We start from the raw sequence: 19,700 nt of genomic DNA, 5'->3' as shown, positions 1-19,700 counted from the left end.
GGCTGGCGGGCGCAAGCCCAAACCCACCGAATCATGAAACCGATCGAACTCTCGTTTGAATTCTTCCCGCCGAAGACGGCGGACGGCGTCGAAAAGCTGCGCGCGACCCGTGCGCAACTGCTGCCGCTGAAGCCGAAATTCGTCTCCGTGACGTTCGGCGCCGGCGGCTCGACGCAGCAGGGCACGCTCGATACCGTGCTCGACATGCAGAAGGACGGCCTCGAGGCCGCGCCGCACCTGTCGTGCATCGGCTCGTCGCGCGACAGCCTGCGCGCGATCCTCGACCAGTACCGCTCGCACGGTATCCGGCACATCGTCGCGCTGCGCGGCGACCTGCCGTCGGGGATGGGCGAGGTCGGCGAGCTGCGCTATGCGTCCGAGCTCGTCAGCTTCATCCGCGCCGAGCATGGCGACTGGTTCCACATCGAGGTCGCAGGCTACCCGGAGTACCACCCGCAATCGCGCTCGCCGAAGGCCGATCTCGAGAATTTCGCGCGCAAGGTGAAAGCCGGCGCGAATTCCGCGATCACGCAGTATTTCTTCAACGCCGACGCGTATTTCCGCTTCGTCGACGATGCGCGCAAGCTGGGCGTGGACGTGCCGATCGTGCCGGGCATCATGCCGATCACGAACTTCTCGCAGCTGATGCGCTTCTCCGAGATGTGCGGCGCCGAAGTGCCGCGCTGGGTCGCGCGCCGGCTCGAGAGCTTCGGCGACGATCGCGAGTCGATCCGCGCGTTCGGCGCGGACGTCGTCACGAGCCTGTGCCAGCGCCTGATCGATGCGGGCGTGCCGGGGCTGCACTTCTATACGCTGAACGCAGCCGTCGCGACGCGCACGATCTGCGAACGGCTCGTCATGTAAGCGCCGTCACGCGGCTGCATGCGCAAAAGCCCCGCCGGCAAAACCGGCGGGGCTTTTTTTCGTGCCGGCCGATGCCGTGCGCGTCAGCGCTGCGCCTGCATCAGCGGCGGGCGGCGGTCGAACCACGGCCGCGCCTCCTCGAGCTGGCGCGCGAGCCTGAGCAGCAGCGCGTCGTCGGCGTGGCGCGCGACGAACTGCACGCCGATCGGCAGCCCGCGCGCATTCCAGTAGAGCGGCACCGACATCGCCGGCTGGCCGGTCAGGTTGAACAGCTCGGTGCAGCCGGCCCACGCGAACGCCTTTTCCGACGACTTCGCGAGCATTTCCTTCAGCAGCGGCTTCACCGGCAGCGCGGCGAGCAGTTTCATCTGCGCCGATTCGAACGGCGTCGGCTGCAATTCGCCGATCTTCACCGGCGGCCCCGCGAGCGACGCGCACAGGATCGCGTCGTAGCGCGACACGAGGCCGGCGACTTGCACGGTGAGCTGGCGCTGCCATTCGAGGACATCCGGCAGGCGCGTGCGCGCGAGGCGCCGGCCGACCACGGCCATCGCCCACGTCGCGGCCTCGAATTCGCCGCGCCGCGGCGTGCGGCCGGTCAGTTCGCGCGCGCCGAGCACCATCTCCTCGGCGATCGTCGCCCACAGCGTGAGGAAGGTTTCGGCCGCGCGCGGGTAGTCGATGCGCAGCGTCGCCGGCTCGACATGGTGGCCGAGCGATTCGAGCAGCGCGGCCGCGTCGTCGAGCGCCGCGCGCGTGTCTTCCGCCAGTGCCGGCGCGAGCATCGGATCGACGACGAAACCGATCCGCAGCGGGCCGGGCGGCGTGTCGAGCGCGCCGAGGAACGTGCCGGGCGCGCCGGGCGGCAGCGTCTGGCCGGTCGTCACGTCGAGCAGCAGCGCACTGTCGCGCACGCTGCGCGAGATCGCATGCTGGACGACGAGCTCGCCGTTCGACGGCAGGTCGACGAGCACCGGGTTGCGGCTCGGCTTCAGGCCGAACAGCCCGCAGCACGACGCCGGAATGCGGATCGAGCCGCCGCCGTCGGACGCATGCGCGAGCGGCACGATCCCGGCCGCGACGGCCGCCGCCGCGCCGCCGCTCGAGCCGCCGGGCGTGTGGTCGAGATTCCACGGGTTGCGGCACGCGCCGAACAGTTCGGGTTCGGTGTACGGCATCTGGCCGATCTCCGACGTGTTGGTCTTGCCGAACACGTTGAGACCCGCCGCGCGGCTTCGCGCGATCAGCGGCGAATCGTCGGCGGGCACGAAATACCGGTAGTGCCGGCTGCCCATCGACAGCGGCAGCCCGGCGACCGCCGCGCCGAGATCCTTGACGAGATAAGGCACGCCGGCGAACGGCGCGTCGGCGCCGCCATCGGTTGCGGCGGCCGCACGCTGGCGCGCGGCTTCGTAGTCCTGCAGCACGATCGCGTTGATCGCGCCGTCGACCGCTTCGGCCTGGCCGATCGCGGCGTCGAGCAGTTCGCGCGGGCTCGCCTTGCGTTCGCGTACGAGCGCGGCGAGTCCGATCGCGTCATGCGCGAGATAGTCCGAGTGCATCGCAGTCCCCCCGTGGTGACGCGTGGCGATGGTGGGAGCATAACGCGGGCCCGGCGCGACGGGCCCGCGGCCGGGCGTCGTTACAGGTGCTCGGCGAGGAACGTCAGCGTGCGGCCGTGCGCGAGCGCCGACGCGCGCTGGTTGTACGACGCGCGGTCGGTGCAGTTGAAGCCGTGCTCGGCGCCCGGATACACGTGGAAGGCAGCGTGGCCGTGGCCGGCGAACGCGGCCTTCACCTCGTCGACGGCCGTGAGCGGGATCCCGTGATCGTTTTCCGCGTAGTGGAACAGGATCGGCTGCGTGACCTTGCCGGCGAGGTCGAGTGCGTTCTGGATGCCGCCGCCGTAATAGGCGACCGCCGCGTCGAGCTTGCCGGTCGCGGCCGCGCGGTACGCGAGCTGGCCGCCGAAGCAGTAGCCGATCGCGGCGATCTTGCCGGCCACTTCGGGGCGCGCGCGCAACGCGTCGGCCGCCGCGCCGATGTCCGCGACCGCGAGACCCACGTCGGTCTTCTTCATCAGCTCGATGCCCTTGTCGCGATCCGCGCCTTCGTAGGTCAGCTCGACGCGCGGCTGCGTGCGCCAGAACACGTCCGGCGCGAGCGCGACGAAGCCGTCGGACGCGTACTGGTCGGCGACCGCGCGGATGTGCGAGTTCACGCCGAAGATCTCCTGGATGATGATGACGGCAGGGCCCTTGCCGCGCTTGGGCAGCGCGAGATAGCCGCCGAAGCTGTCGTTACCGGTCGGGATGTCGATCCATTGGGCAGTCACGTTCTGAACTCCTGGCGAACGGGGTGCGCGATGCGCGCCCCGGGGTGGAAGAGGGCGGCCTAGTGTGCCACCAATCGTATGACGGTGCAGGGCACGCGCGCGCTTCTCGCGCAGCGATCGTTTCGATCTCGATTATTCATTTTTCGGCGGTGCGCCGCTTCGATAGAGTCGATGTGCCGGCCGTTACAAAGCGCTTTCGCGCATCGTCATCGAAGGATTCGCCATGTCTGCCCGTCTGTTTTCCACGCCTTTTTCCGAACGCTTCGGCCTGCGCTTGCCGCTCGTGCAGGCGCCGATGGTCGGTGCGACCACGACCGCGATGGTCGCCGCCGCATCGAATGCCGGCGCGCTCGGCAGCCTCGGCGCCGGCGCGTTCGCGCCCGAGCGCCTCGCGACCGAAGTCGCCGCCATCCGCGCGGCGACCGATCGCCCGTTCGCGGTCAACCTGTTCGTGCTGCCGGACGCCGCGCCCGACGCGGCGACCGTCGCGCGCGCACTGGCGGCGATCGACCCGCTGAACGCGACGCTCGGCTTGCCGCCGGGCACGGCGCCCGCGCGCTACGCGCCCGACTTCCGCGCCCAGCTCGATGCGCTCGTGGCGCTGCGCGTGCCGGTCGCGAGCTTCACGTTCGGCGTGCTCGACGCGGCTGACGTCGCGCGCCTGCAGGCCGCCGGCACCTACGTGATCGGCACCGCGACGCACGTAGCCGAAGGGCTCGCGTGGCAGGCGGCCGGCGCCGACGCGCTGTCCGCGCAGGGCGCCGAGGCGGGCGGCCATCGCGGCACGTTCATCGGTTCCGCCGACGACGCCCTGATCGGCACGCTCGCGCTCGTGCCGCAGCTCGTCGACGCGACGGGCCTGCCCGTGCTTGCCGCGGGCGGCATCATGGACGGCCGCGGGATCGCGGCCGCGCTCGCGCTCGGCGCACAGGGCGCGCAGCTCGGCACCGCGTTCCTCGCCTGCACGGAAAGCGCGATCGCGGCGGACTGGAAGGCGCGCCTCCTCGCGAGCGCCGATACGTCGACGCAGGTCACGCGCGCGATCACCGGTCGCCACGCGCGCGGGCTGCGCAATACGCTGATGGCGCGGCTCGGCGAACGCGTGGCCGACGCCGCGCCGTACCCGGTGCAGAACGCGCTGACGCAGCCGCTGCGCCAGGCCGCCGCGCGTGCGAACGACGGCGACTACCTGTCGCTGTGGGCCGGGCAGGGCGCACCGCTCGCGCGGCGGCGCGGCGATGCGCTGACGACCTCGCAGCTCGTCGCCGCGCTCGACGCCGAATGGCGCGCGACCGCCTGAACAGTTCGTATCGAACGACGAAACGCGCGTGTTGTCACGCGCGTTTCATTCAATGATCCCGGGCACAAAATACCGAATCGAAATGTCACGGGAATGTTTTAAAACGACCTTACGAGAAGCCGCTGAAAATTAGCGGAAACCCCTATCCGGCGGGGCTCGTAGCGATATTCGAGTAGTCTTTCCAATGTATGCATATCGGTAGTGTTACCACTACCCCAAAAAAGTCCCACAAATTAATTTGATCACCTACACTTGCGCGCAAGTACGGACGGGCGGCTGCTAAAAGCGGCGGTTTTAACGTACTTGAGGCCAAGTGCATGAACGATGCAACCGGCGAATCGTCCAGTGATTGCAAACACAGGGATGGCAGCGGGGCACCGGGCGATGGCGTTTATTGGGACCGAAACTGGAGACTCACATGAATATCAAGATGCAAAAGCTGTTGCCGATCACCGCCGCGGCGATGCTGTGCGTTGCAGCTGCAAGCAACGCGGCCGCCGATCAAGTCATCAAGATCGGCCACGTCGCGCCCTTGACGGGCGGCATTGCACACCTGGGCAAGGACAACGAAAACGGTGCGCGTCTCGCAGTCGAGGAGATCAATGCCAAGGGTCTCACGATCGGCGGCCAGAAGATCACGCTGCAACTCGATGCGCAGGATGACGCGGCCGACCCGCGCCAGGCCACGCAGGTTGCGCAGAAGCTCGTCGACGACAAGGTCGTCGCCGTTATCGGCCACCTGAACTCGGGCACGTCGATCCCGGCGTCGAAGATCTACAGCGATGCGGGCATCGTGCAGATCTCGCCGTCGGCCACGAACCCGGCCTACACGCAGCAGGGCTTCAAGACCACCTACCGCGTGGTGGCGACCGATGCGCAGCAGGGTCCGGCACTCGCGAACTACGCGCACTCGAAGGGCATCAAGAGCGTGGCGGTGGTCGACGATTCGACCGCATACGGCCAGGGTCTCGCGAACGAGTTCGAGAAGAAGGCGAAGGCGCTCGGCCTGAACGTGATGTCGCACGACGCGACGAACGACAAGGCGGTCGACTTCCGCGCGATTCTGACCAAGATCAAGGGTGAGAATCCGGACGCGATCATGTACGGCGGCATGGACGCCACCGGCGGCCCGTTCGCGAAACAGGCGAAACAGCTCGGCCTGCGCGCGAAGATCTTCGCGGGCGACGGCGTGTGCACGGAAAAGCTGGCCGACCTGGCCGGCGACGCGACCGACAATATCGTGTGCTCGGAAGCCGGTGCTTCGCTCGAGAAGATGCCGGGCGGCGGCGCGTTCAAGGCGAAGTACGAGAAGCGTTTCGGCCAGCCGATCCAGATCTACGCACCGTTCACGTATGACGCCGTGTACATCGTCGCCGACGCGATGAAGCGCGCGAACTCGACGGACCCGGCGAAGATCCTCGCTGCGATGCCGGCGACGAACTACACGGGCGTGATCGGCAAGACGACCTTCGATTCGAAGGGCGACCTGCAGCACGGCGTGATCTCGCTGTACAACTACAAGGGCGGCAAGAAGTCGCTGCTCGACGAAGTGAAGATGTAACGCAAAAAGCGGTCAACAGAAGGGGCGAAAGCGCGCATGCGGCAACGCATGCGCGCTTTTTTTTCGGGCCGCGCCGTCAGATCTTCAGGTGCGCGAGCACCTTCGGCGCGATGGCCGCGACGAGCGCCGCGCACAGCGCGACGACCGACAGGCCGATCGTCAGGTTCGCGGCCTGCGCGACCGCGCCGATCACGACCGGACCGAACAGCAGTCCGAAGTACGCGAGCCCGGCCACATGCGCGAGCCCTTCGGCCGCGTGGATGCCTTTCACGCGCGCGGCGGCCGCGAACAGCACGGGCATCATGTTCGCGAGGCCGAGGCCCATCAGCGTGAAGCCGGTCAGCACCGCGGCCGGATACGGCAACAGCAGCGCGCCGATCATCCCCGCGCACGCGAGCGACGCGCTCGCGAACACGAGCTGCGGCGCGCCGAAGCGGGCGCGCACGGCGTCGCCCGCGAAGCGCGCGATGGCCATCCCGCCCGAGAACGCCGCGTACGCGGCGCTTGCGAGCGCGGGGCTCGCCGCGACGACGTCGCGCATGTAGACCGTCGCCCAGTCGTACATCGCGCCTTCGGCGATCAGCGCGATCAGTGCGATGCCGCCGAGCATCCACAATGCGGGCGAGCGCCAGCGGTTGCCGCCGCCGTGCGCGTGTTCGTGGTGCGGCACATGCGGCAGCACGGCCGGGCTCGCGACGACGAGCACCGCGGCGCTCGCCGCCGCCGCGAGCGCGAGATGCACGGCCGGCGCCATGCCGGCCGACAGCAGCGCGCCGCCGGCGGCCGCGCCCGACATCCCGCCGATGCTGAACATCCCGTGCAGCGACGACATGATCGGCTTGCCCAGCGCGATCTCGACCGCGCTGGCCTCGGCGTTCATCGCGACGTCGAGCGTCGCCATCGAGAAGCCGAACAGCGCGAGCACGGCGAGCAGCATCCAGTAGTCGGGCACGACGAGGATCAGCGCCGCGCACGCGGACATCACGAGCCCGCCCGCGACGCACGCGGTGCGCGAGCCGACGCGCGCGATCCAGCGCGCGATGGTCAGCATCGCGGCGATCGAGCCGCCGGCGACCGCGAACAGCGCGATCGACAGCAGCCCGGGGCTCAGCGCGAACTTGTCGCGCACGGTCGGCACGTGCACGCCCCACGACGCGTACATCATGCCGGCGACGAAGAACAGCGCCATCGATGCCGTGCGCGCACGCTGGCGGGCCGGGAGCGGCAGCACGCGATGCGCGTCGGGCGGCACGGCGAACGGGGACGACGATTCGGGGCAGGAGGATTCGGACACGGGAAGGCTCGTCAGGAAATGCGCGGACGCGTGCGGCGTCCGTCGGATTTGTCCGATTCTATCGAACCGCTTACGATCGTGCCGGGCGATGACCGTTCGGCCGATGATCCGGGGGAGCGGCCGCCTCGGCCGTTCGACCGATGCGCGGCACGCGGCGCCGGCGGGTAACATCGAAGCGCACGGCGTACCCGGCTCGCCGCCCTTCGACCGCAGGAGTCCTCTTGAACATCGATCCCGCCTTTGCCCTGCATCTGCTGCACCGCTGCGCGCTCGGCACGCTCGCCACCCACGCGCGCGATCCGCTGGGCTTCCCGTATCCGACGGTCGTCCCGTTCGCGCCCGATGCAAGCCATCGGCCCGTGATCCTCGTGAGCGGCCTCGCCGAGCACACGCGCAATCTCGCCGCGGATCCGCGCGCGGGCTTCCTCGTCGTCGACGCGCCGGACGGCGACGTGCTGAACGCCGAGCGCGCGACGCTGCTCGGCCGGTTCGTGCCGCTCGGCGACGATCCTCACGTCGCCGCGCGCTACCGGCGCTACGAGCCGGACGCCGCGCGCTATCTCGCGCTCGGCGATTTCACGTTCTGGGCGCTCGATATCGAGCGGCTGCGCTATATCGGCGGGTTCGGGCTGATGGGCTGGGTCGACGGCACGCATCTCGATGCGCTGCCGCCGCTCGCCTTCGACGAGGAACAGGCGCTGTGGGACGCATACGATGCCGGCGATGCGCACCGCGACGGGCTCGAATTGCTCGGCGTCGATCGCCACGGCGCCGACTGGCGATGCGACGGCCGCCGCGTGCGCACGCCGTTCGATGCGCCGCCGGCCGATGCGGGCGCGCTGCGCGAACGGCTGATCGCGTGTGCGCGGGATGTGGCGTGACGTCGCGGGTGCCGGTTTGTCCGGTTGGCAAGCCGCGCCATCCGATTTTCGCAAAGCTGTCGTCCGATGAAAGCTTTGATTTTTCTGAATGCAGGGTAATTGCGTAGATTGATAGACTTAATAGGCAATCGCTAATGTCCTAATCTCTATGGAGGAACGTAAAAATTTGAGAAAAGGCCGCGGCCGGTCAAAACGACATGCCCGAATTACAATGAGTTTCGGTATTTTCATGAATCTCGCTTCTATCAAATCTTTTTTGTGCTAATCTCTGCCTTCGAAAATCCGAGGCACATATATTTCATGAATGGTGAGCTGGCTACAGATCGGCGCCATTAGTCAGATAGAAAGGGAAACTATGTCTTCTTACAAGGACCTGCTGGCCCAGCGGGAGAAGCTGGAGAAGCAAATCGAGGAAGCGAAGTCGCGTGAATACGCTGAAGTGCTGAATGACGTGAAGCAGAAAATTGCCGACTACGGCTTTTCGCTCGCCGAACTCGGTCTCAGCCGCGCGAAGGCCGGCAAGGTTGGCCGTCCGCGCGCAGGCGTGGCCGCGAAATACCGCGATCCGGAAACGGGCGCGACGTGGTCGGGCCGCGGCAAGCCGCCGCGCTGGATCGCAGGCAAGAACCGCGAACAGTTTGCGATTTAAACATTTGTTTAAGTTGTCTGTTCTTCAAAAGAGCCGCGTGTCCGTTGAGGAGCGCGGCTTTTTTGTTTCAGGCCGCGGCAGGGACGCTGGCGCTGTCATGAAATTGTAATGAAGCCATGTGAATGAAAATGCGACACGTTCGCATAAGCGGTTGATTTAAATGAGAAATTTGTGGGTATTGGAGCGGTTTGCGGGGCGCCTTTGATAGAATTGCGTATCGCACACCGATATCTAATATTTCATGTCCACGTTTTCCGGCGACGCGCAGAGCGCAGATAAGCACGCGGTTGCGCGCAAGAGCACGCTCGTCAGTATTGTGCTGAATGTCGTGCTTGCGACATTTCAGATCGTCGTCGGCACGATTGCGCATTCGCAGGCATTGATTGCCGACGGTGTGCATTCGATATCCGATTTGATCTCGGATTTTGTCGTGCTGGTTGCGAATCGGCATAGCGGCGCATCGCCTGATGCCGACCACAATTACGGACACAACCGCTACGAGACCGTCGCGTCGCTGTTTCTCGGCGCTATCCTGATTGCGGTCGGAATCGGCATGCTCTGGCGGGCCGGCGACCGCCTCGTTAATCTCGAAAACATCCCGGCGGTACATTTTTCCGCGCTGATCGTCGCGCTGACGGTGCTCGTGTCGAAAGAAGCGCTGTTTCGCTACATGCTGCGCGAGGCGCGGCGCGTACGCTCGGCGATGCTGGTCGCGAATGCATGGCATGCGCGCTCGGATGCCGCGTCGTCGCTCGTCGTCGCGATCGGCATCGTCGGCAGCCTGGCCGGCGTGCGGCTGCTCGACCCGATCGCGGCGGCGATCGTCGGCTTCATGGTCGCGCGCATGGGCTGGACGTTCGGCTATGACGCGCTGCAGGACCTCTCCGATCGAGCGCTCGATACGACCGACACGGCCGAGATCCGCGCGCTGCTCGCGGCGACCCCCGGCGTGCGCGACGTGCACGACCTGCGCACGCGCAAGATGGGCGATGCCGCGCTCGTCGACGCGCACATCCTCGTCGATCCGAAGATCTCCGTCTCCGAAGGGCACTACATCGCCGAGACCGCGCGTGCGCGCGTGCTGTCCGACTCGCGCGTGCTCGATGCGCTGATCCATGTCGACCCGGAGAACGACGCGGCGCGCCGTCCGGCGCTCGCGCTGCCGCCGCGCGGCGAGATCGCGGCGCGGCTCGAGGCCGCGCTCGCGCAGCGTGGGCTGCGCGCGGTGGCGATCAACCTGCATTACCTGAGTACGGGGCTCGAGATCGACGTGACGCTCGCCAGCGATCCGAGCGACACCGATGCGGCGCTGGCCGGCCGGCTCGACGCCGACGCGCTGAAGCGCGAGTTCGGCGCGCACCGGATCGGCTTCACGCGCGCGATGCCCGCGCAGGCGTGACCTGCCGCCGGCACCCGCGACCGCGGGCCGGCCGTGCGGGCCCGCGCGTTACAGCGGCAGCTGCGTGTCGAACTTGATCTCGCGCAGCACGACGCTCGTGCGCACTTGCGACACGGCCGGGATCTTGAAGATGCGTTCGTGCAGGAACACGTCGTAGGCCTTGATGTCCGGCGCGACGATCTTGAGGATGTAATCGGCCTCGCCGGTCGTGCTGTAGCACTCGGTGACTTCCGGGCAGGTCGCGATCTCGCGCTCGAACTGCTCGACGCCGCCTTCGTTGTGGCGGGTCAGGTGCACGTGCGCGAGCGCGCAGACGTGCAGGCCGAGCTTCTCGCGATCGAGCAGCGCCGTGTAGCGCTGGATCACGCCCGACTGTTCCATGTCCTTGATGCGGCGCCAGCACGGCGTGCTCGACAGGCCGACCTGGTCGGAGATTTCCTGTACGGAACGGCGCGCGTCGAGCTGCAACAGGCGAAGGATTTTTTGCGAAAAGGAATCGAGCGTCACCTGCGCCTCCATGCGGCAGCAACAACATGCTGAATGTTAGAGGGCCGGAAAAGGAAAGGCAATCTGATGTGGCGCGGTTGAGCGAGATTCCCTAATTTGCCCGCGGATCCGTGGGGTTTTGTCCCGCCCCCGCGTTTTCCGACCGATCCGTGTCCGACACGGCGAGGCCCGCGAGCGCGGCCTGCTGCCGGCGCAGGTCGGCGAGCATGTTGCAGAACAGCGTGCCTTGCTCGATCGCGTCGTCCAGCGCGACGTGCGTGTGCGGATGGTCGTCGAACCAGTGCTTCGGAAAGCGCGGCTTGATCGCCTTGCGGTACGGCAGGCCCGTCATCGCGAACGCGAGCGTCTTGATGTCGAGCGCCGACCACGAGAACGGGCAGCGCCCCGCGAAACGCATCATGTACCAGAACATGAACGTGAAGTCGAAGCCGGCCGGCATTGCGACGAACACGGGCTTGCCGGGCAGCGCCTCGACCCAGTCGACGTACGCGACCAGCGCCGCCTCGGGCGCCTGCAGGTCGCGCCGGCATGCGGCCCATGCTTCGGGCTCGGTCTTCCACCAGGCTTCCTGAACCGGATGCGCCTGTGCGCCGGGCAGCGTCTCGAGGTTCGCCGAGAACGTCGCGATCAGCTGCTTGTCCTCGGTATAGGCGGCCGATGCGAAGCTCAGCATCGAGTGCGGGCCGGGAATCGGGCCGTCTGCCTCGACGTCGGTGCTGACGTAGATTTCCTGGATGGCGGTCTGGTTCATCCGAACACCTTGTCGGACACGAACGGGTTCGTGCGGCGCTCGTCGCCGAACGTCGAGACGGGGCCGTGGCCCGGCACGAACGTGACGTCGTCGCCGAGCGGCCACAGCTTCTCCTTGATCGAACGGACGAGATCCTCGTGATTGCCGCGCGGGAAATCGGTACGGCCGATCGAGCCCGCGAACAGCACGTCGCCGACGATCGCGACGCGGTGCGCGCGGCTGAAGAACACGACGTGGCCGGGCGTATGGCCCGGGCAGTGATAGACCTCGAGCGTCTCGTCGCCGAACCGCACGGTGTCGCCGTCGTTCAGCCAGTGGTCCGGCTCGAAGGTTTCGGCGGCCGGAAAGCCGAAGCGCTCGCTCTGCATCGGCAGCTTCTCGATCCAGAAGCGTTCTTCTTCCTGCGGCCCCTCGATCGGCACGCCATAGTGCGTCGCGAGCGTCTTCGCGCCCGCGCAGTGATCGATGTGCCCGTGCGTGAGCAGCACCTTCTCGACCTGCACGTTCTGTCGCGCGACTTCCTGTTCGATCCGGTCGAGATCGCCGCCCGGATCGACGACGGCGGCGCGGCCCGTCTTCTCGCAGACGAGCAGCGAGCAGTTCTGCTGGAACGGCGTGACCGGAATGAGCGTGACTTTCATGGAGGCACCGGCGGCTAAAAGGAGCGATTGTACCGGTCGCGCGTGCCGCTTGCCGTTCGTGCGACGCACGTCGCGATGCGCGGGTACGGGCATTCCCTGAGCATGCCGATTGTTACAGCCATAGTGAGAATCAATGGTCCCTCGGGGGCGCTTTTCGAGACGACCTTTTGATTTATGTATAATGCGCTCCATTGCACGTGAATTTCACGCAATTCGCTGGTGTTTCGGCCCCGTTGAACGGGGTGTCGGATTCACCGTCAAGCATCAGCCGCCGGGGAGTCCGGCGGTGTATCCAGCACCGAGCATTCGGTGCTCACGTCTTGTCCGGCCGGGTGCTGCGCGCCCGCCTGCGGCCCTGCTGCCGCGCCGCCGGATGAGGCCTGTGCCGCCGTTCCTGTGCGTTGGTCGTATCGACGCGCGCGAACGTGAAAGCCATGTTCGATGGCGGCATGAGGGGTCTGGTCAGGCTGCCGGGGACAGGTTGCGCCAGACGTGAAAGCTAATCAGGACGGTTGCGGCCTAGACGAAAGCCGCGCCCATGCTAGCCGCCTGCTCGCATTCGAGCGGGGCGTGCACGCATTTGCCGTCCGGGCCGCGTGTCTGCGTCATGAAGCAGCGGCCCGAACCAGAAGGCGACACGTCGATGAATTTACGTTTTCCGAGTCGATTCGGGACCATTGCATTGTTTTTTGCGCTGACGGGCTGTGCGGTGCCATCCAGCCAGACCACCAGCAGCGCGAACCAGAAGAAAGCGGTCGACAAGACGGCCGCTGCCGCGAAGGCGGACGACAACAAGCAGCAACTCAATTTCGATTCCGCGCTGGCATCGATGCCGGCTGCCGGCAACAAGGACACGAAGCAGTCGTCGCTGGCGGATGCCGAGCCGATTGACGGCAAGGACGTGTCCGACTTCCGCCAGACGGGCCGGGCATCGTGGTACGGAAGGGATTTCCACGGCCGCCGCACCGCGAACGGCGAGCGCTTCAACATGAACGCGCTCACCGCCGCGCACCGCACGCTGCCGCTGTCGTCGTACATCAGGGTGACGAACGCGTCGACCGGCAAGTGGGTCGTCGTGAAGGTCAACGATCGCGGGCCGTTCAAGCGTGGTCGCGTGCTCGACCTGTCGTATGCGGCCGCCAAGGTGATCGGCCTCGTGCACGCCGGCACGGGGCGCGTGAAGATCGAAGGGCTGTCGCCGCAGGAAGCGCGCGAGGCACGCGACGAAATGGTCGCGTCGATCTCGGCGAAGTAACAACGCGGCGGATCGTCCGCTTGTGCACAAAGGGCTGCCTTCCGGCAGCCCTTTGTCGTTTCTGCGCGGCACCGCCGCGCGTCAGCCGTCCTTCAGCGCCAGCGCACGCGCATACAGCGTGTTGCGCGACGCGCCCGTCAGCGCGGCCGCGAGCTTGGCCGCGCTCTTCACCGGCACTTCTTCCAGCAGCAGTCTGAGCAGCGCGTCGTGCGCGGTGTCGTCGGCTTCGCCGCTCGTCGCCGGCGCGCCTTCCACGACCAGCACGAACTCGCCGCGCTGCCGGTTCGCATCGCCCGCGAGCCAGGTCTGTCCTTCGGCCAGGGTGCCCTGGAACAGCTGCTCGTGTAGCTTGGTGAGCTCTCGCGCGATCAGCAGCCGGCGCGCGGGGCCGAACGCATCGGCGAGCGCTGCGACGGTTTCGGCGATCCTGTGCGGCGCTTCGTAGAACACCAGCGCATACGGGTGCGGCACCAGCGCCTGCAGCGCGGTCGCGCGCTGCTTGGCCTTCGGCGGCAGGAAGCCCGCGAACGTGAATGTGCCGGCCCAGTCGCCGGCCACGCTCAGCGCGGTCACGGCCGCGCTCGCGCCCGGCAGCGGGATCACCGCGAAGCCGGCGTCGCGCACCGCGTCGACGAGTCGCGCGCCGGGGTCCGAGATGCCGGGCGTGCCGGCGTCCGATACATAGGCCACGCGTTCGCCGCCGCGCAGCAGTTCGACCACGCGCTGCGCGGCTTCGCGTTCGTTGTGCTCGTGCACGGCGACGAGCGGCTTCGAGATTCCGTAGCGGGCGAGCAGCTGGCCCGTGTTGCGGGTGTCTTCGGCCGCGATGCGGTCGGCAAGGCCGAGCACGTGCAGCGCGCGCAGCGTGATGTCGGCGGTATTGCCGATCGGCGTGGCGACCACGTAGAGCGCGGCGACCGGGTAGTGCTGCGTACGCGCGAGTTCGAGGAGGGCAGTCATGGCAGGCAATGCGCGCAATCGCGGCGCAAGCGGAACAAGGACGGCATTGTGCCACGCGGCGCCGGCCCGGCCGGGCGACGGGCGCGATTTGCCGCGTACGGGCGACAACTTTTCCGGTGCGGCGCGATCCAAACCGGTCGGCGCGGCGTTCGAGCAGCGAGCGCGGCAGTTTCTCGAACGCCGCGGCCTCGTGTTCGTCGCCGCGAACGTGACGATGCGCGGCGGCGAGCTCGATCTCGTGATGCGCGAGCCCGACGGTATGCTCGTGTTCGTCGAAGTGCGTGCGCGGCGCAGTGCCCGGCATGGCGGCGCGGCCGCGAGCGTCGGCTGGCGCAAGCAGCGTCGCGTGGTCGCGGCGGCCCTGCAGTTCTGGGCGCGGCACGGTGCCGGTGCCGCGTGCCGTTTCGACGTCGTCGCGTTCGAGGCCGGGCGGCTCGTGTGGCTGCGCGACGCATTTCGTACCGACGATGCGTAGCCGCGAGCTGTGACGAGATGTAAAGAGTTCTTGCCGGACCCCCGGAGAGGGCGCCGGAGTACGGTAAACTCGCCGCACCCACGATGTCGCGCGATGCGTGCCAAGCGCCCAGTTCACCAGGAATCGATGTCAGTCGAACGTATTCAGCAACATTTCCGCGACAGTGCCGCGCTTCACGCCGAAGCGGCCGACGCGCTGTCGCTGCCGATCGCAGCCGCGGTCGACGCGATGTTCGCCGCGTTGGCGAACGGCAACAAGATCGTCGCATGCGGTGACGGCCTGTCGGCCGCCGCCGCGCACTACCTCGCCGTGTCGCTCGTCGGCGGCTTCGAGCGCGAGCGTCCGGGCCTGCCCGCGATCGCGCTGGCCACCGATGCGTCGCAGGCCGGCCTCGCGGGCGCGGCATCCGCCGAGCAACTGTTCGCGCAGCAGGTGCGCGTGCTCGGCCAGACCGGCGACATCCTGCTGGTGCTCGATCCGGGCGGCGCATCGCCGCGCGTGCTGGCGGCGATCGACGAGGCGCACGAGCGCGAGATGACCGTCGTGGCGCTGACGGGTGGCGAAGGCCACACGGTCGCGGCCGCGCTGTCCGATACCGATATTCCGATCAGCGTGCCCGCCGTTCGCGCGGCGCGCATCCACGAAGTCCATCTGCTGACCATCCACTGCCTGTGCGACGGCATCGACGCGATGCTGCTGGGTGAGGATTGAACGAAGGAGAGCCGTCGATGAATCAAAGCCGCGTCAAACAGACGCTCGTCAGAACCACACTGCTCGCCGCGCTGACGGCGGGCCTCGCCGTGTCGCTGCAGGGTTGTGTGCTCGGGGTCCTGGGCGCAGCGGCCGGCGGCGGCGCGCTGGTCGCAACCGATCGCCGTACGCTCGGCGCGCAGACGGAAGATCGAGAGATCCAGGTCAAGTCGCTCACGCAGATCAACAACGGGCTGCCGGACCAGTCGCACGTGAACGTGACGGTGTTCAACCGCCGCGTGCTGCTGACGGGCGAAGTGCCGAACGATGCGTCGAAGCAGCGCGCCGAGGAAATCGTGCGCGGCATCAACAACGTGAACGGCATCGTCAACGAACTGTCGGTCGAGCCGGCGGCGTCGCTGTCGTCGCGCGCGAACGACTCGTATCTCGAAGGGCGCGTGAAGTCCGAGCTGATCGCGACGAAGGGCATCTCGGCGAACTACTACAAGGTCGTCAGCGAGCGCGGCAACCTCTACCTGATGGGCCTCGTGACGGTGGACGAGGGCAATCGCGGCGCGGATGCCGCGAGCCAGGTGCCGGGCGTCGAGAAGGTCGTGAAGGTGTTCCAGTACGTCAAGCCGCAGGACGCGCAGGCGCTGCAGGCCGCGTCGCCGGCGAGCGGCGCGTCCGGTGCGCCGGCTGCCGCCGCGCCGGCGGATGCCGCGACGGTCGGCGCGGTGCCCGACGCATCGGTGCAGTCCACGCCGCTGCAGCCGCCCGCGCCGATCTCGAATTCGTCGAACGTGCACCCGGGCAATCCGAAGGCGCCGTCGCAATGAAGGGCGTGCAGATGAAGCAGTGGATGGCGCAGGGCGCCGCGGCCACCGTGCTCATGGCCGGCATGTTGGGCGCCGCGCACGCGGACGTCGGCGACGGCCTGAAGGTGGCGCGCGGCAACGCATGCATGGGTTGCCACGCGGTCGACCGCAAGCTCGTCGGCCCGTCGTTCAAGGACATTGCTGCCCGCTACAAGTCGGATCCGCAGGCCGTCGCGAAGCTGTCGAAGAAGGTGAAGGAGGGCGGCTCCGGCGTCTGGGGCGCGATTCCGATGCCCGCGCATCCGCGCATGAGCGACGCCGACGTCCGTTCGGTGGTCGAATGGGTGCTGGCCGGCGCGCCGTCGAAGTGACGCATTCGGGGTGACGCAACCCCTATTGCCAAGCACGGAAATGCGTGTGTATGATGGTTGACTGTTGGGGCGGTAGCTCAGCTGGGAGAGCGTCGCGTTCGCAATGCGAAGGTCGGGAGTTCGATCCTCCTCCGCTCCACCAACGGAATTTGGAAGGCCCGATCGCAAGATCGGGCTTTTTGTTTTTGGCCAGGCCGGCCGGAGCGACGGTTGCCGAAGCGCAATGACCGCGTTGCGGGATCGGACGACAACCACGGCATCGCGAAGATCGGTGATTCGGCAGACGCCTGCAGCATGCCTGGCCCGTCGAACGGCCCGCGGCTGACGCGTTGCCTGCTGCCGAATGGGTGCGGAACGGGCGTAAAATGTTGGCCAATCGTCGCATCGCATCGCATCGCATCGCATCGCATCGCATCGCATCGCATCGCATCGCGCGAGGACGTGCCGCTGCCGCCGGTCGATGCAATCCGCGCCCGGCCATGCGGTTCCGATGCGGCGCGGGTCGGATTCGTGTCGCGACACAGAGTCGAGGACGTTGCCTTGGACACCATCGAGTCGCGGCTGAAGGCGTTGTTCGTCGGCGGTCTTGCCGGCGACGCCGCGCAATATCGTTCGTTCCTGGCGGAATTGACACGGCATCTGCGCGGCTACCTTCGCAAGCGGATCCCGCAGTATCGCGAAGACGTCGAGGATCTCGTCCAGGAGATACTGCTGGCCGTGCACAATGCGCGCCATACCTATCGCCCCGACGAACCGCTCACCGCATGGGTTCACGCGATCGCGCGATACAAGCTCATGGATTTTTTCAGGACGCATGCGCGGCGAGATTCGCTGCACGAGCCGCTCGACGATCACGAAGAAATCTTCTCAGAGTCCGACGACGAGGCAACCTCCGCAAGTCGCGACATCGAAAAACTGCTTGACCACTTGCCGGACAAACAGCGGCTTTCGATCCAGCATGTGAAGTTGCAGGGGCTGTCGATCGCCGAAGCGGCGCAAGCGATAGGCCTGTCCGAATCGGCGGTCAAGGTCAGCATTCACCGTGGGCTCAAGGCACTCGCGGCTCGTGTGCGAGGGATGGTATGAAGACGGATGATCTGGTCAACCTGCTGGCGACCGGCACCGCGCCGGTGGAGCGCGATGTGCCGGCTCGACGTTTCGGCATCGCGCTGTCGATCGCGGCCGCCGGCGCGTTGTGTTTGATGATGATCGGGTTCGGGGTGCGCCCCGATCTTGCGAGCGTCATGCAGACGGCCCGGTTCTGGGAGAAGCTCGCGTTTCCGCTTTGCGTCGCGATCGGCGCGCTTACCGCGGCCGCCCGGGTCGCGCGTCCGGGTGCCGTCGTCGGCATCGGATGGCTCGAAATGGCGATTCCCGTCGTGCTGGTCTGGGTCGGCGGCCTGTTCGTCGTGGTGTCGGCCGAGCCCCCGGACCGGGTGCTTCTGGTGCTCGGACAAACGTGGCGCACGTGCCCGCTCAACATCCTGCTGCTTTCCATTCCAGGCTTCGTCGCGATCTTCTGGGCAATCAAGGGGCTCGCGCCTACGCGTCTCGGAATCGCGGGAGCGGTGGCCGGCCTGCTCGCGAGTTCGATCGCGACGATCGCGTATTGCCTGCATTGCCCGGAAATGAGCCCGGCGTTCTGGGGTATCTGGTACGTACTCGGGATGGCGCTGCCCGCCGCACTCGGCGCATGGCTCGGGCCGCGGCTGCTGCGCTGGTGACGGCGGCAAGATCCGGCCGCGCTTACCAGCGCAGATACCTGGGGCCGACCGTGGCCCCGATGCAGGCGGTCATGGCGATCGCGAGCACATACCAGACGCCCCAGAACGGGACGGACATTTCGGAACAGTAGAGCGAATAGACGAGCCCGCCCTGTGCGCCGGCGAGAAATCCGGCGCTGGCGCCGGCCAGCGCAAGGCGGGTCGGCGCGAGCTTCTTCATCGCGCGCATCATGACGGCCAGCGACGGCAGCGAAAGAAACACGATATCGGCCGTCGTGACTTGCCATGTCGAGCCGAGCACCAACTGAAGCCGATAACCCGGCGGCGTGGCGAGCAGGATGCCGGCCGTGACCGCCAGCATCGTGACGATCGGCAGCGCGACGGCCAGCCATGCATACGCAAACGGTGCGCCGGGGCGTGCGAGGCGCTCGGCCAGTCTCGTTGCCGTCACGATGAGTGCCGCCGGGAACGCCAGCCGAACCCAGAACATGCCGGTCAGGATCAGTTCGGGCATGTCGCTGCGCACCCCGTAGAGCGCGACCAGCAGCGCGATGTTCCCGACCAGGCCCGACACCAGCGCGCGACCGAGCGACCGCGACACGGCATTGGGCGCGACCGGATGCAGGTTGGCCGCCAGCCGGGATACCAGGTCTCGGGTATGCATCATTCGCTTTCATCGCCGGGATGGCGCACGAAGTACGCTGCGCGGGCCGTCACGCCCTGGCCCACCGGTCGCCGAGCCAATGATCGATGGAAATCCTGCCGGGCCCCCAGGCTGCGATGCCCAGTGCCATCGCGGCCCAGGTCAGATGAATGGGCCAGCCGTCGGGTACCGTGAGCTCGATGACGAGCGTCATCAGCAGCAGGCCGGCGGCGGCGAACCGCGTCCCGAGACCCAGCACGAGCAGGACCGGGAACGTCACTTCGCCGCATCCGGACAGGAACGCGACCACGGCGGGCGCCGGAAACGGATAGGGGCCGCCTGGCAGATGCAACTGGAACTCGCTCGTGAACAGGTCGATCGCCGTATCGTTCAGTTGCAGGAACCCATGCCACTTCAGCATCCCCGATTTCCAGAACGGGACGGCCAGCGCGATCCGAAGCGCGAGTTGTACGAACCACGGGCGAGCGAGCCATTCGATCGCGCGATTGGCTTGCCCGATCAGTGCGATGAGCGTGCCGCGCGCGTGCGGCGGCACTTCGTGCTGTTGCAGGTTCGACATGA

Annotated in this window: 22 protein-coding genes and 1 tRNA gene; 14 read left to right on the top strand and 9 right to left on the bottom strand. The window is 67.3% G+C overall.

Annotation, left to right across the window (positions count from 1 at the left end; all coding sequences use genetic code 11):
* Positions 1–33: 33 nt before the first annotated feature.
* Positions 34–864 (top strand): methylenetetrahydrofolate reductase [NAD(P)H], encoded by an 831-nt coding sequence (gene metF, locus BFF94_RS21450; RefSeq protein ID WP_128847487.1) that lies wholly within the window; start codon positions 34–36, stop codon positions 862–864.
* 83 nt (positions 865–947) lie between these two features.
* Here metF and BFF94_RS21445 read toward each other — a convergent pair whose 3' ends face one another.
* Positions 948–2,426: an amidase gene (locus BFF94_RS21445; RefSeq protein ID WP_219139800.1), complete on the bottom strand. Its 1,479-nt coding sequence runs from the start codon at positions 2,424–2,426 to the stop codon at positions 948–950.
* 80 nt (positions 2,427–2,506) lie between these two features.
* Positions 2,507–3,199: a dienelactone hydrolase family protein gene (locus BFF94_RS21440; protein WP_128847483.1), complete on the bottom strand. Its 693-nt coding sequence runs from the start codon at positions 3,197–3,199 to the stop codon at positions 2,507–2,509.
* 223 nt (positions 3,200–3,422) lie between these two features.
* On the opposite strand from BFF94_RS21440, the gene BFF94_RS21435 reads away from it, so the two are divergent.
* Together BFF94_RS21435 and BFF94_RS21430 are read left to right on the top strand one after the other, a co-directional pair.
* Positions 3,423–4,499: an NAD(P)H-dependent flavin oxidoreductase gene (locus tag BFF94_RS21435; protein WP_219139799.1), complete on the top strand. Its 1,077-nt coding sequence runs from the start codon at positions 3,423–3,425 to the stop codon at positions 4,497–4,499.
* 418 nt (positions 4,500–4,917) lie between these two features.
* Complete coding sequence (locus BFF94_RS21430) at positions 4,918–6,060, top strand: branched-chain amino acid ABC transporter substrate-binding protein (RefSeq protein ID WP_128844840.1); 1,143 nt, start codon at positions 4,918–4,920, stop codon at positions 6,058–6,060.
* Between the two features lie 76 nt (positions 6,061–6,136).
* Here the strand turns inward: BFF94_RS21430 and BFF94_RS21425 are convergent, their stop codons facing one another.
* A complete protein-coding gene (locus tag BFF94_RS21425; protein ID WP_219139798.1) occupies positions 6,137–7,354 on the bottom strand; it encodes an MFS transporter in 1,218 nt (405 codons plus the stop codon).
* A gap of 221 nt (positions 7,355–7,575) precedes the next feature.
* On the opposite strand from BFF94_RS21425, the gene BFF94_RS21420 reads away from it, so the two are divergent.
* From BFF94_RS21420 to BFF94_RS21410, 3 genes are all read left to right on the top strand, one after another.
* Positions 7,576–8,235, top strand: a complete 660-nt coding sequence (locus BFF94_RS21420; protein ID WP_128848115.1) for a HugZ family pyridoxamine 5'-phosphate oxidase — start codon at positions 7,576–7,578, stop codon at positions 8,233–8,235.
* A gap of 355 nt (positions 8,236–8,590) precedes the next feature.
* Positions 8,591–8,884: an H-NS histone family protein gene (locus BFF94_RS21415; protein WP_006491875.1), complete on the top strand. Its 294-nt coding sequence runs from the start codon at positions 8,591–8,593 to the stop codon at positions 8,882–8,884.
* A gap of 241 nt (positions 8,885–9,125) precedes the next feature.
* Entirely contained in the window at positions 9,126–10,283 is a 1,158-nt protein-coding gene (locus BFF94_RS21410) for a cation diffusion facilitator family transporter (protein ID WP_219139797.1), read from the top strand.
* 48 nt (positions 10,284–10,331) lie between these two features.
* Here BFF94_RS21410 and BFF94_RS21405 read toward each other — a convergent pair whose 3' ends face one another.
* From BFF94_RS21405 to BFF94_RS21395, 3 genes are all read right to left on the bottom strand, one after another.
* Positions 10,332–10,802 carry an Lrp/AsnC family transcriptional regulator gene (locus BFF94_RS21405; RefSeq protein WP_006477376.1) on the bottom strand — a complete coding sequence of 157 codons (471 nt, stop codon included), beginning with the start codon at positions 10,800–10,802 and terminating at the stop codon, positions 10,332–10,334.
* A 79-nt stretch (positions 10,803–10,881) separates the two neighbouring features.
* Positions 10,882–11,541 carry a 3'-5' exonuclease family protein gene (locus BFF94_RS21400; protein ID WP_128845872.1) on the bottom strand — a complete coding sequence of 220 codons (660 nt, stop codon included), beginning with the start codon at positions 11,539–11,541 and terminating at the stop codon, positions 10,882–10,884.
* On the bottom strand, positions 11,538–12,182 hold the full coding sequence (locus tag BFF94_RS21395; protein WP_069246884.1) for an MBL fold metallo-hydrolase: 645 nt from the start codon (positions 12,180–12,182) through the stop codon (positions 11,538–11,540). The genes BFF94_RS21400 and BFF94_RS21395 overlap by 4 nt, the downstream gene beginning before the upstream one ends.
* A gap of 643 nt (positions 12,183–12,825) precedes the next feature.
* On the opposite strand from BFF94_RS21395, the gene BFF94_RS21390 reads away from it, so the two are divergent.
* Complete coding sequence (locus BFF94_RS21390) at positions 12,826–13,437, top strand: septal ring lytic transglycosylase RlpA family protein (RefSeq protein ID WP_128845870.1); 612 nt, start codon at positions 12,826–12,828, stop codon at positions 13,435–13,437.
* Positions 13,438–13,518: 81 nt separating this feature from the next.
* Here BFF94_RS21390 and rsmI read toward each other — a convergent pair whose 3' ends face one another.
* Complete coding sequence (gene rsmI / locus BFF94_RS21385; RefSeq protein ID WP_128845867.1) at positions 13,519–14,397, bottom strand: 16S rRNA (cytidine(1402)-2'-O)-methyltransferase; 879 nt, start codon at positions 14,395–14,397, stop codon at positions 13,519–13,521.
* Between the two features lie 46 nt (positions 14,398–14,443).
* Here rsmI and BFF94_RS21380 point away from each other — a divergent pair, with 46 nt between their 5' ends.
* The 7 genes from BFF94_RS21380 to BFF94_RS21350 all read left to right on the top strand — a co-directional run bounded on the left by BFF94_RS21380 (position 14,444) and on the right by BFF94_RS21350 (position 18,475).
* Entirely contained in the window at positions 14,444–14,872 is a 429-nt protein-coding gene (locus tag BFF94_RS21380; protein WP_219139847.1) for a YraN family protein, read from the top strand.
* 126 nt (positions 14,873–14,998) lie between these two features.
* Entirely contained in the window at positions 14,999–15,583 is a 585-nt protein-coding gene (locus BFF94_RS21375; protein ID WP_128845865.1) for an SIS domain-containing protein, read from the top strand.
* Between the two features lie 17 nt (positions 15,584–15,600).
* Complete coding sequence (locus tag BFF94_RS21370; RefSeq protein WP_219139796.1) at positions 15,601–16,401, top strand: BON domain-containing protein; 801 nt, start codon at positions 15,601–15,603, stop codon at positions 16,399–16,401.
* On the top strand, positions 16,398–16,751 hold the full coding sequence (locus BFF94_RS21365; RefSeq protein ID WP_128843834.1) for a c-type cytochrome: 354 nt from the start codon (positions 16,398–16,400) through the stop codon (positions 16,749–16,751). The genes BFF94_RS21370 and BFF94_RS21365 overlap by 4 nt, the downstream gene beginning before the upstream one ends.
* A 66-nt stretch (positions 16,752–16,817) precedes the next feature.
* A tRNA-Ala gene (locus BFF94_RS21360) sits at positions 16,818–16,893 on the top strand.
* A 68-nt stretch (positions 16,894–16,961) separates the two neighbouring features.
* Complete coding sequence (locus tag BFF94_RS21355; protein ID WP_128843833.1) at positions 16,962–17,837, top strand: sigma-70 family RNA polymerase sigma factor; 876 nt, start codon at positions 16,962–16,964, stop codon at positions 17,835–17,837.
* Positions 17,834–18,475 (top strand): DUF1109 domain-containing protein, encoded by a 642-nt coding sequence (locus BFF94_RS21350; RefSeq protein WP_128843832.1) that lies wholly within the window; start codon positions 17,834–17,836, stop codon positions 18,473–18,475. Before BFF94_RS21355 ends, BFF94_RS21350 begins: the two co-directional genes overlap by 4 nt.
* A gap of 22 nt (positions 18,476–18,497) precedes the next feature.
* Here the strand turns inward: BFF94_RS21350 and BFF94_RS21345 are convergent, their stop codons facing one another.
* On the bottom strand, positions 18,498–19,139 hold the full coding sequence (locus tag BFF94_RS21345; protein WP_128843836.1) for a DUF1109 domain-containing protein: 642 nt from the start codon (positions 19,137–19,139) through the stop codon (positions 18,498–18,500).
* Between the two features lie 49 nt (positions 19,140–19,188).
* A complete protein-coding gene (locus tag BFF94_RS21340) occupies positions 19,189–19,698 on the bottom strand; it encodes a DoxX family protein (protein WP_128843831.1) in 510 nt (169 codons plus the stop codon).
* Positions 19,699–19,700: the final 2 nt, after the last annotated feature.

Source organism: Burkholderia catarinensis, from assembly GCF_001883705.2.
GTDB classification, from domain to species: domain Bacteria; phylum Pseudomonadota; class Gammaproteobacteria; order Burkholderiales; family Burkholderiaceae; genus Burkholderia; species Burkholderia catarinensis.
Note: the sequence above shows the minus strand (reverse complement) of the source record. Positions and strands in the feature narration are given on the sequence as shown.

Excerpts from the sequence above, each read along its gene's own strand:
- metF (WP_128847487.1), top strand. The coding sequence starts at position 34 with ATGAAACCGATCGAACTCTCGTTTGAATTCTTCCCGCCGAAGACGGCG.
- rsmI (WP_128845867.1), bottom strand. The coding sequence starts at position 14,397 with ATGACTGCCCTCCTCGAACTCGCGCGTACGCAGCACTACCCGGTCGCC.
- BFF94_RS21370 (WP_219139796.1), top strand. The coding sequence starts at position 15,601 with ATGAATCAAAGCCGCGTCAAACAGACGCTCGTCAGAACCACACTGCTC.
- BFF94_RS21350 (WP_128843832.1), top strand. The coding sequence starts at position 17,834 with ATGAAGACGGATGATCTGGTCAACCTGCTGGCGACCGGCACCGCGCCG.
- BFF94_RS21400 (WP_128845872.1), bottom strand. The coding sequence starts at position 11,541 with ATGAACCAGACCGCCATCCAGGAAATCTACGTCAGCACCGACGTCGAG.
- BFF94_RS21375 (WP_128845865.1), top strand. The coding sequence starts at position 14,999 with ATGTCAGTCGAACGTATTCAGCAACATTTCCGCGACAGTGCCGCGCTT.
- BFF94_RS21445 (WP_219139800.1), bottom strand. The coding sequence starts at position 2,426 with ATGCACTCGGACTATCTCGCGCATGACGCGATCGGACTCGCCGCGCTC.
- BFF94_RS21405 (WP_006477376.1), bottom strand. The coding sequence starts at position 10,802 with ATGGAGGCGCAGGTGACGCTCGATTCCTTTTCGCAAAAAATCCTTCGC.
- BFF94_RS21410 (WP_219139797.1), top strand. The coding sequence starts at position 9,126 with ATGTCCACGTTTTCCGGCGACGCGCAGAGCGCAGATAAGCACGCGGTT.
- BFF94_RS21340 (WP_128843831.1), bottom strand. The coding sequence starts at position 19,698 with ATGTCGAACCTGCAACAGCACGAAGTGCCGCCGCACGCGCGCGGCACG.
- BFF94_RS21365 (WP_128843834.1), top strand. The coding sequence starts at position 16,398 with ATGAAGGGCGTGCAGATGAAGCAGTGGATGGCGCAGGGCGCCGCGGCC.
- BFF94_RS21395 (WP_069246884.1), bottom strand. The coding sequence starts at position 12,182 with ATGAAAGTCACGCTCATTCCGGTCACGCCGTTCCAGCAGAACTGCTCG.
- BFF94_RS21345 (WP_128843836.1), bottom strand. The coding sequence starts at position 19,139 with ATGCATACCCGAGACCTGGTATCCCGGCTGGCGGCCAACCTGCATCCG.
- BFF94_RS21435 (WP_219139799.1), top strand. The coding sequence starts at position 3,423 with ATGTCTGCCCGTCTGTTTTCCACGCCTTTTTCCGAACGCTTCGGCCTG.
- BFF94_RS21390 (WP_128845870.1), top strand. The coding sequence starts at position 12,826 with ATGAATTTACGTTTTCCGAGTCGATTCGGGACCATTGCATTGTTTTTT.
- BFF94_RS21430 (WP_128844840.1), top strand. The coding sequence starts at position 4,918 with ATGAATATCAAGATGCAAAAGCTGTTGCCGATCACCGCCGCGGCGATG.
- BFF94_RS21415 (WP_006491875.1), top strand. The coding sequence starts at position 8,591 with ATGTCTTCTTACAAGGACCTGCTGGCCCAGCGGGAGAAGCTGGAGAAG.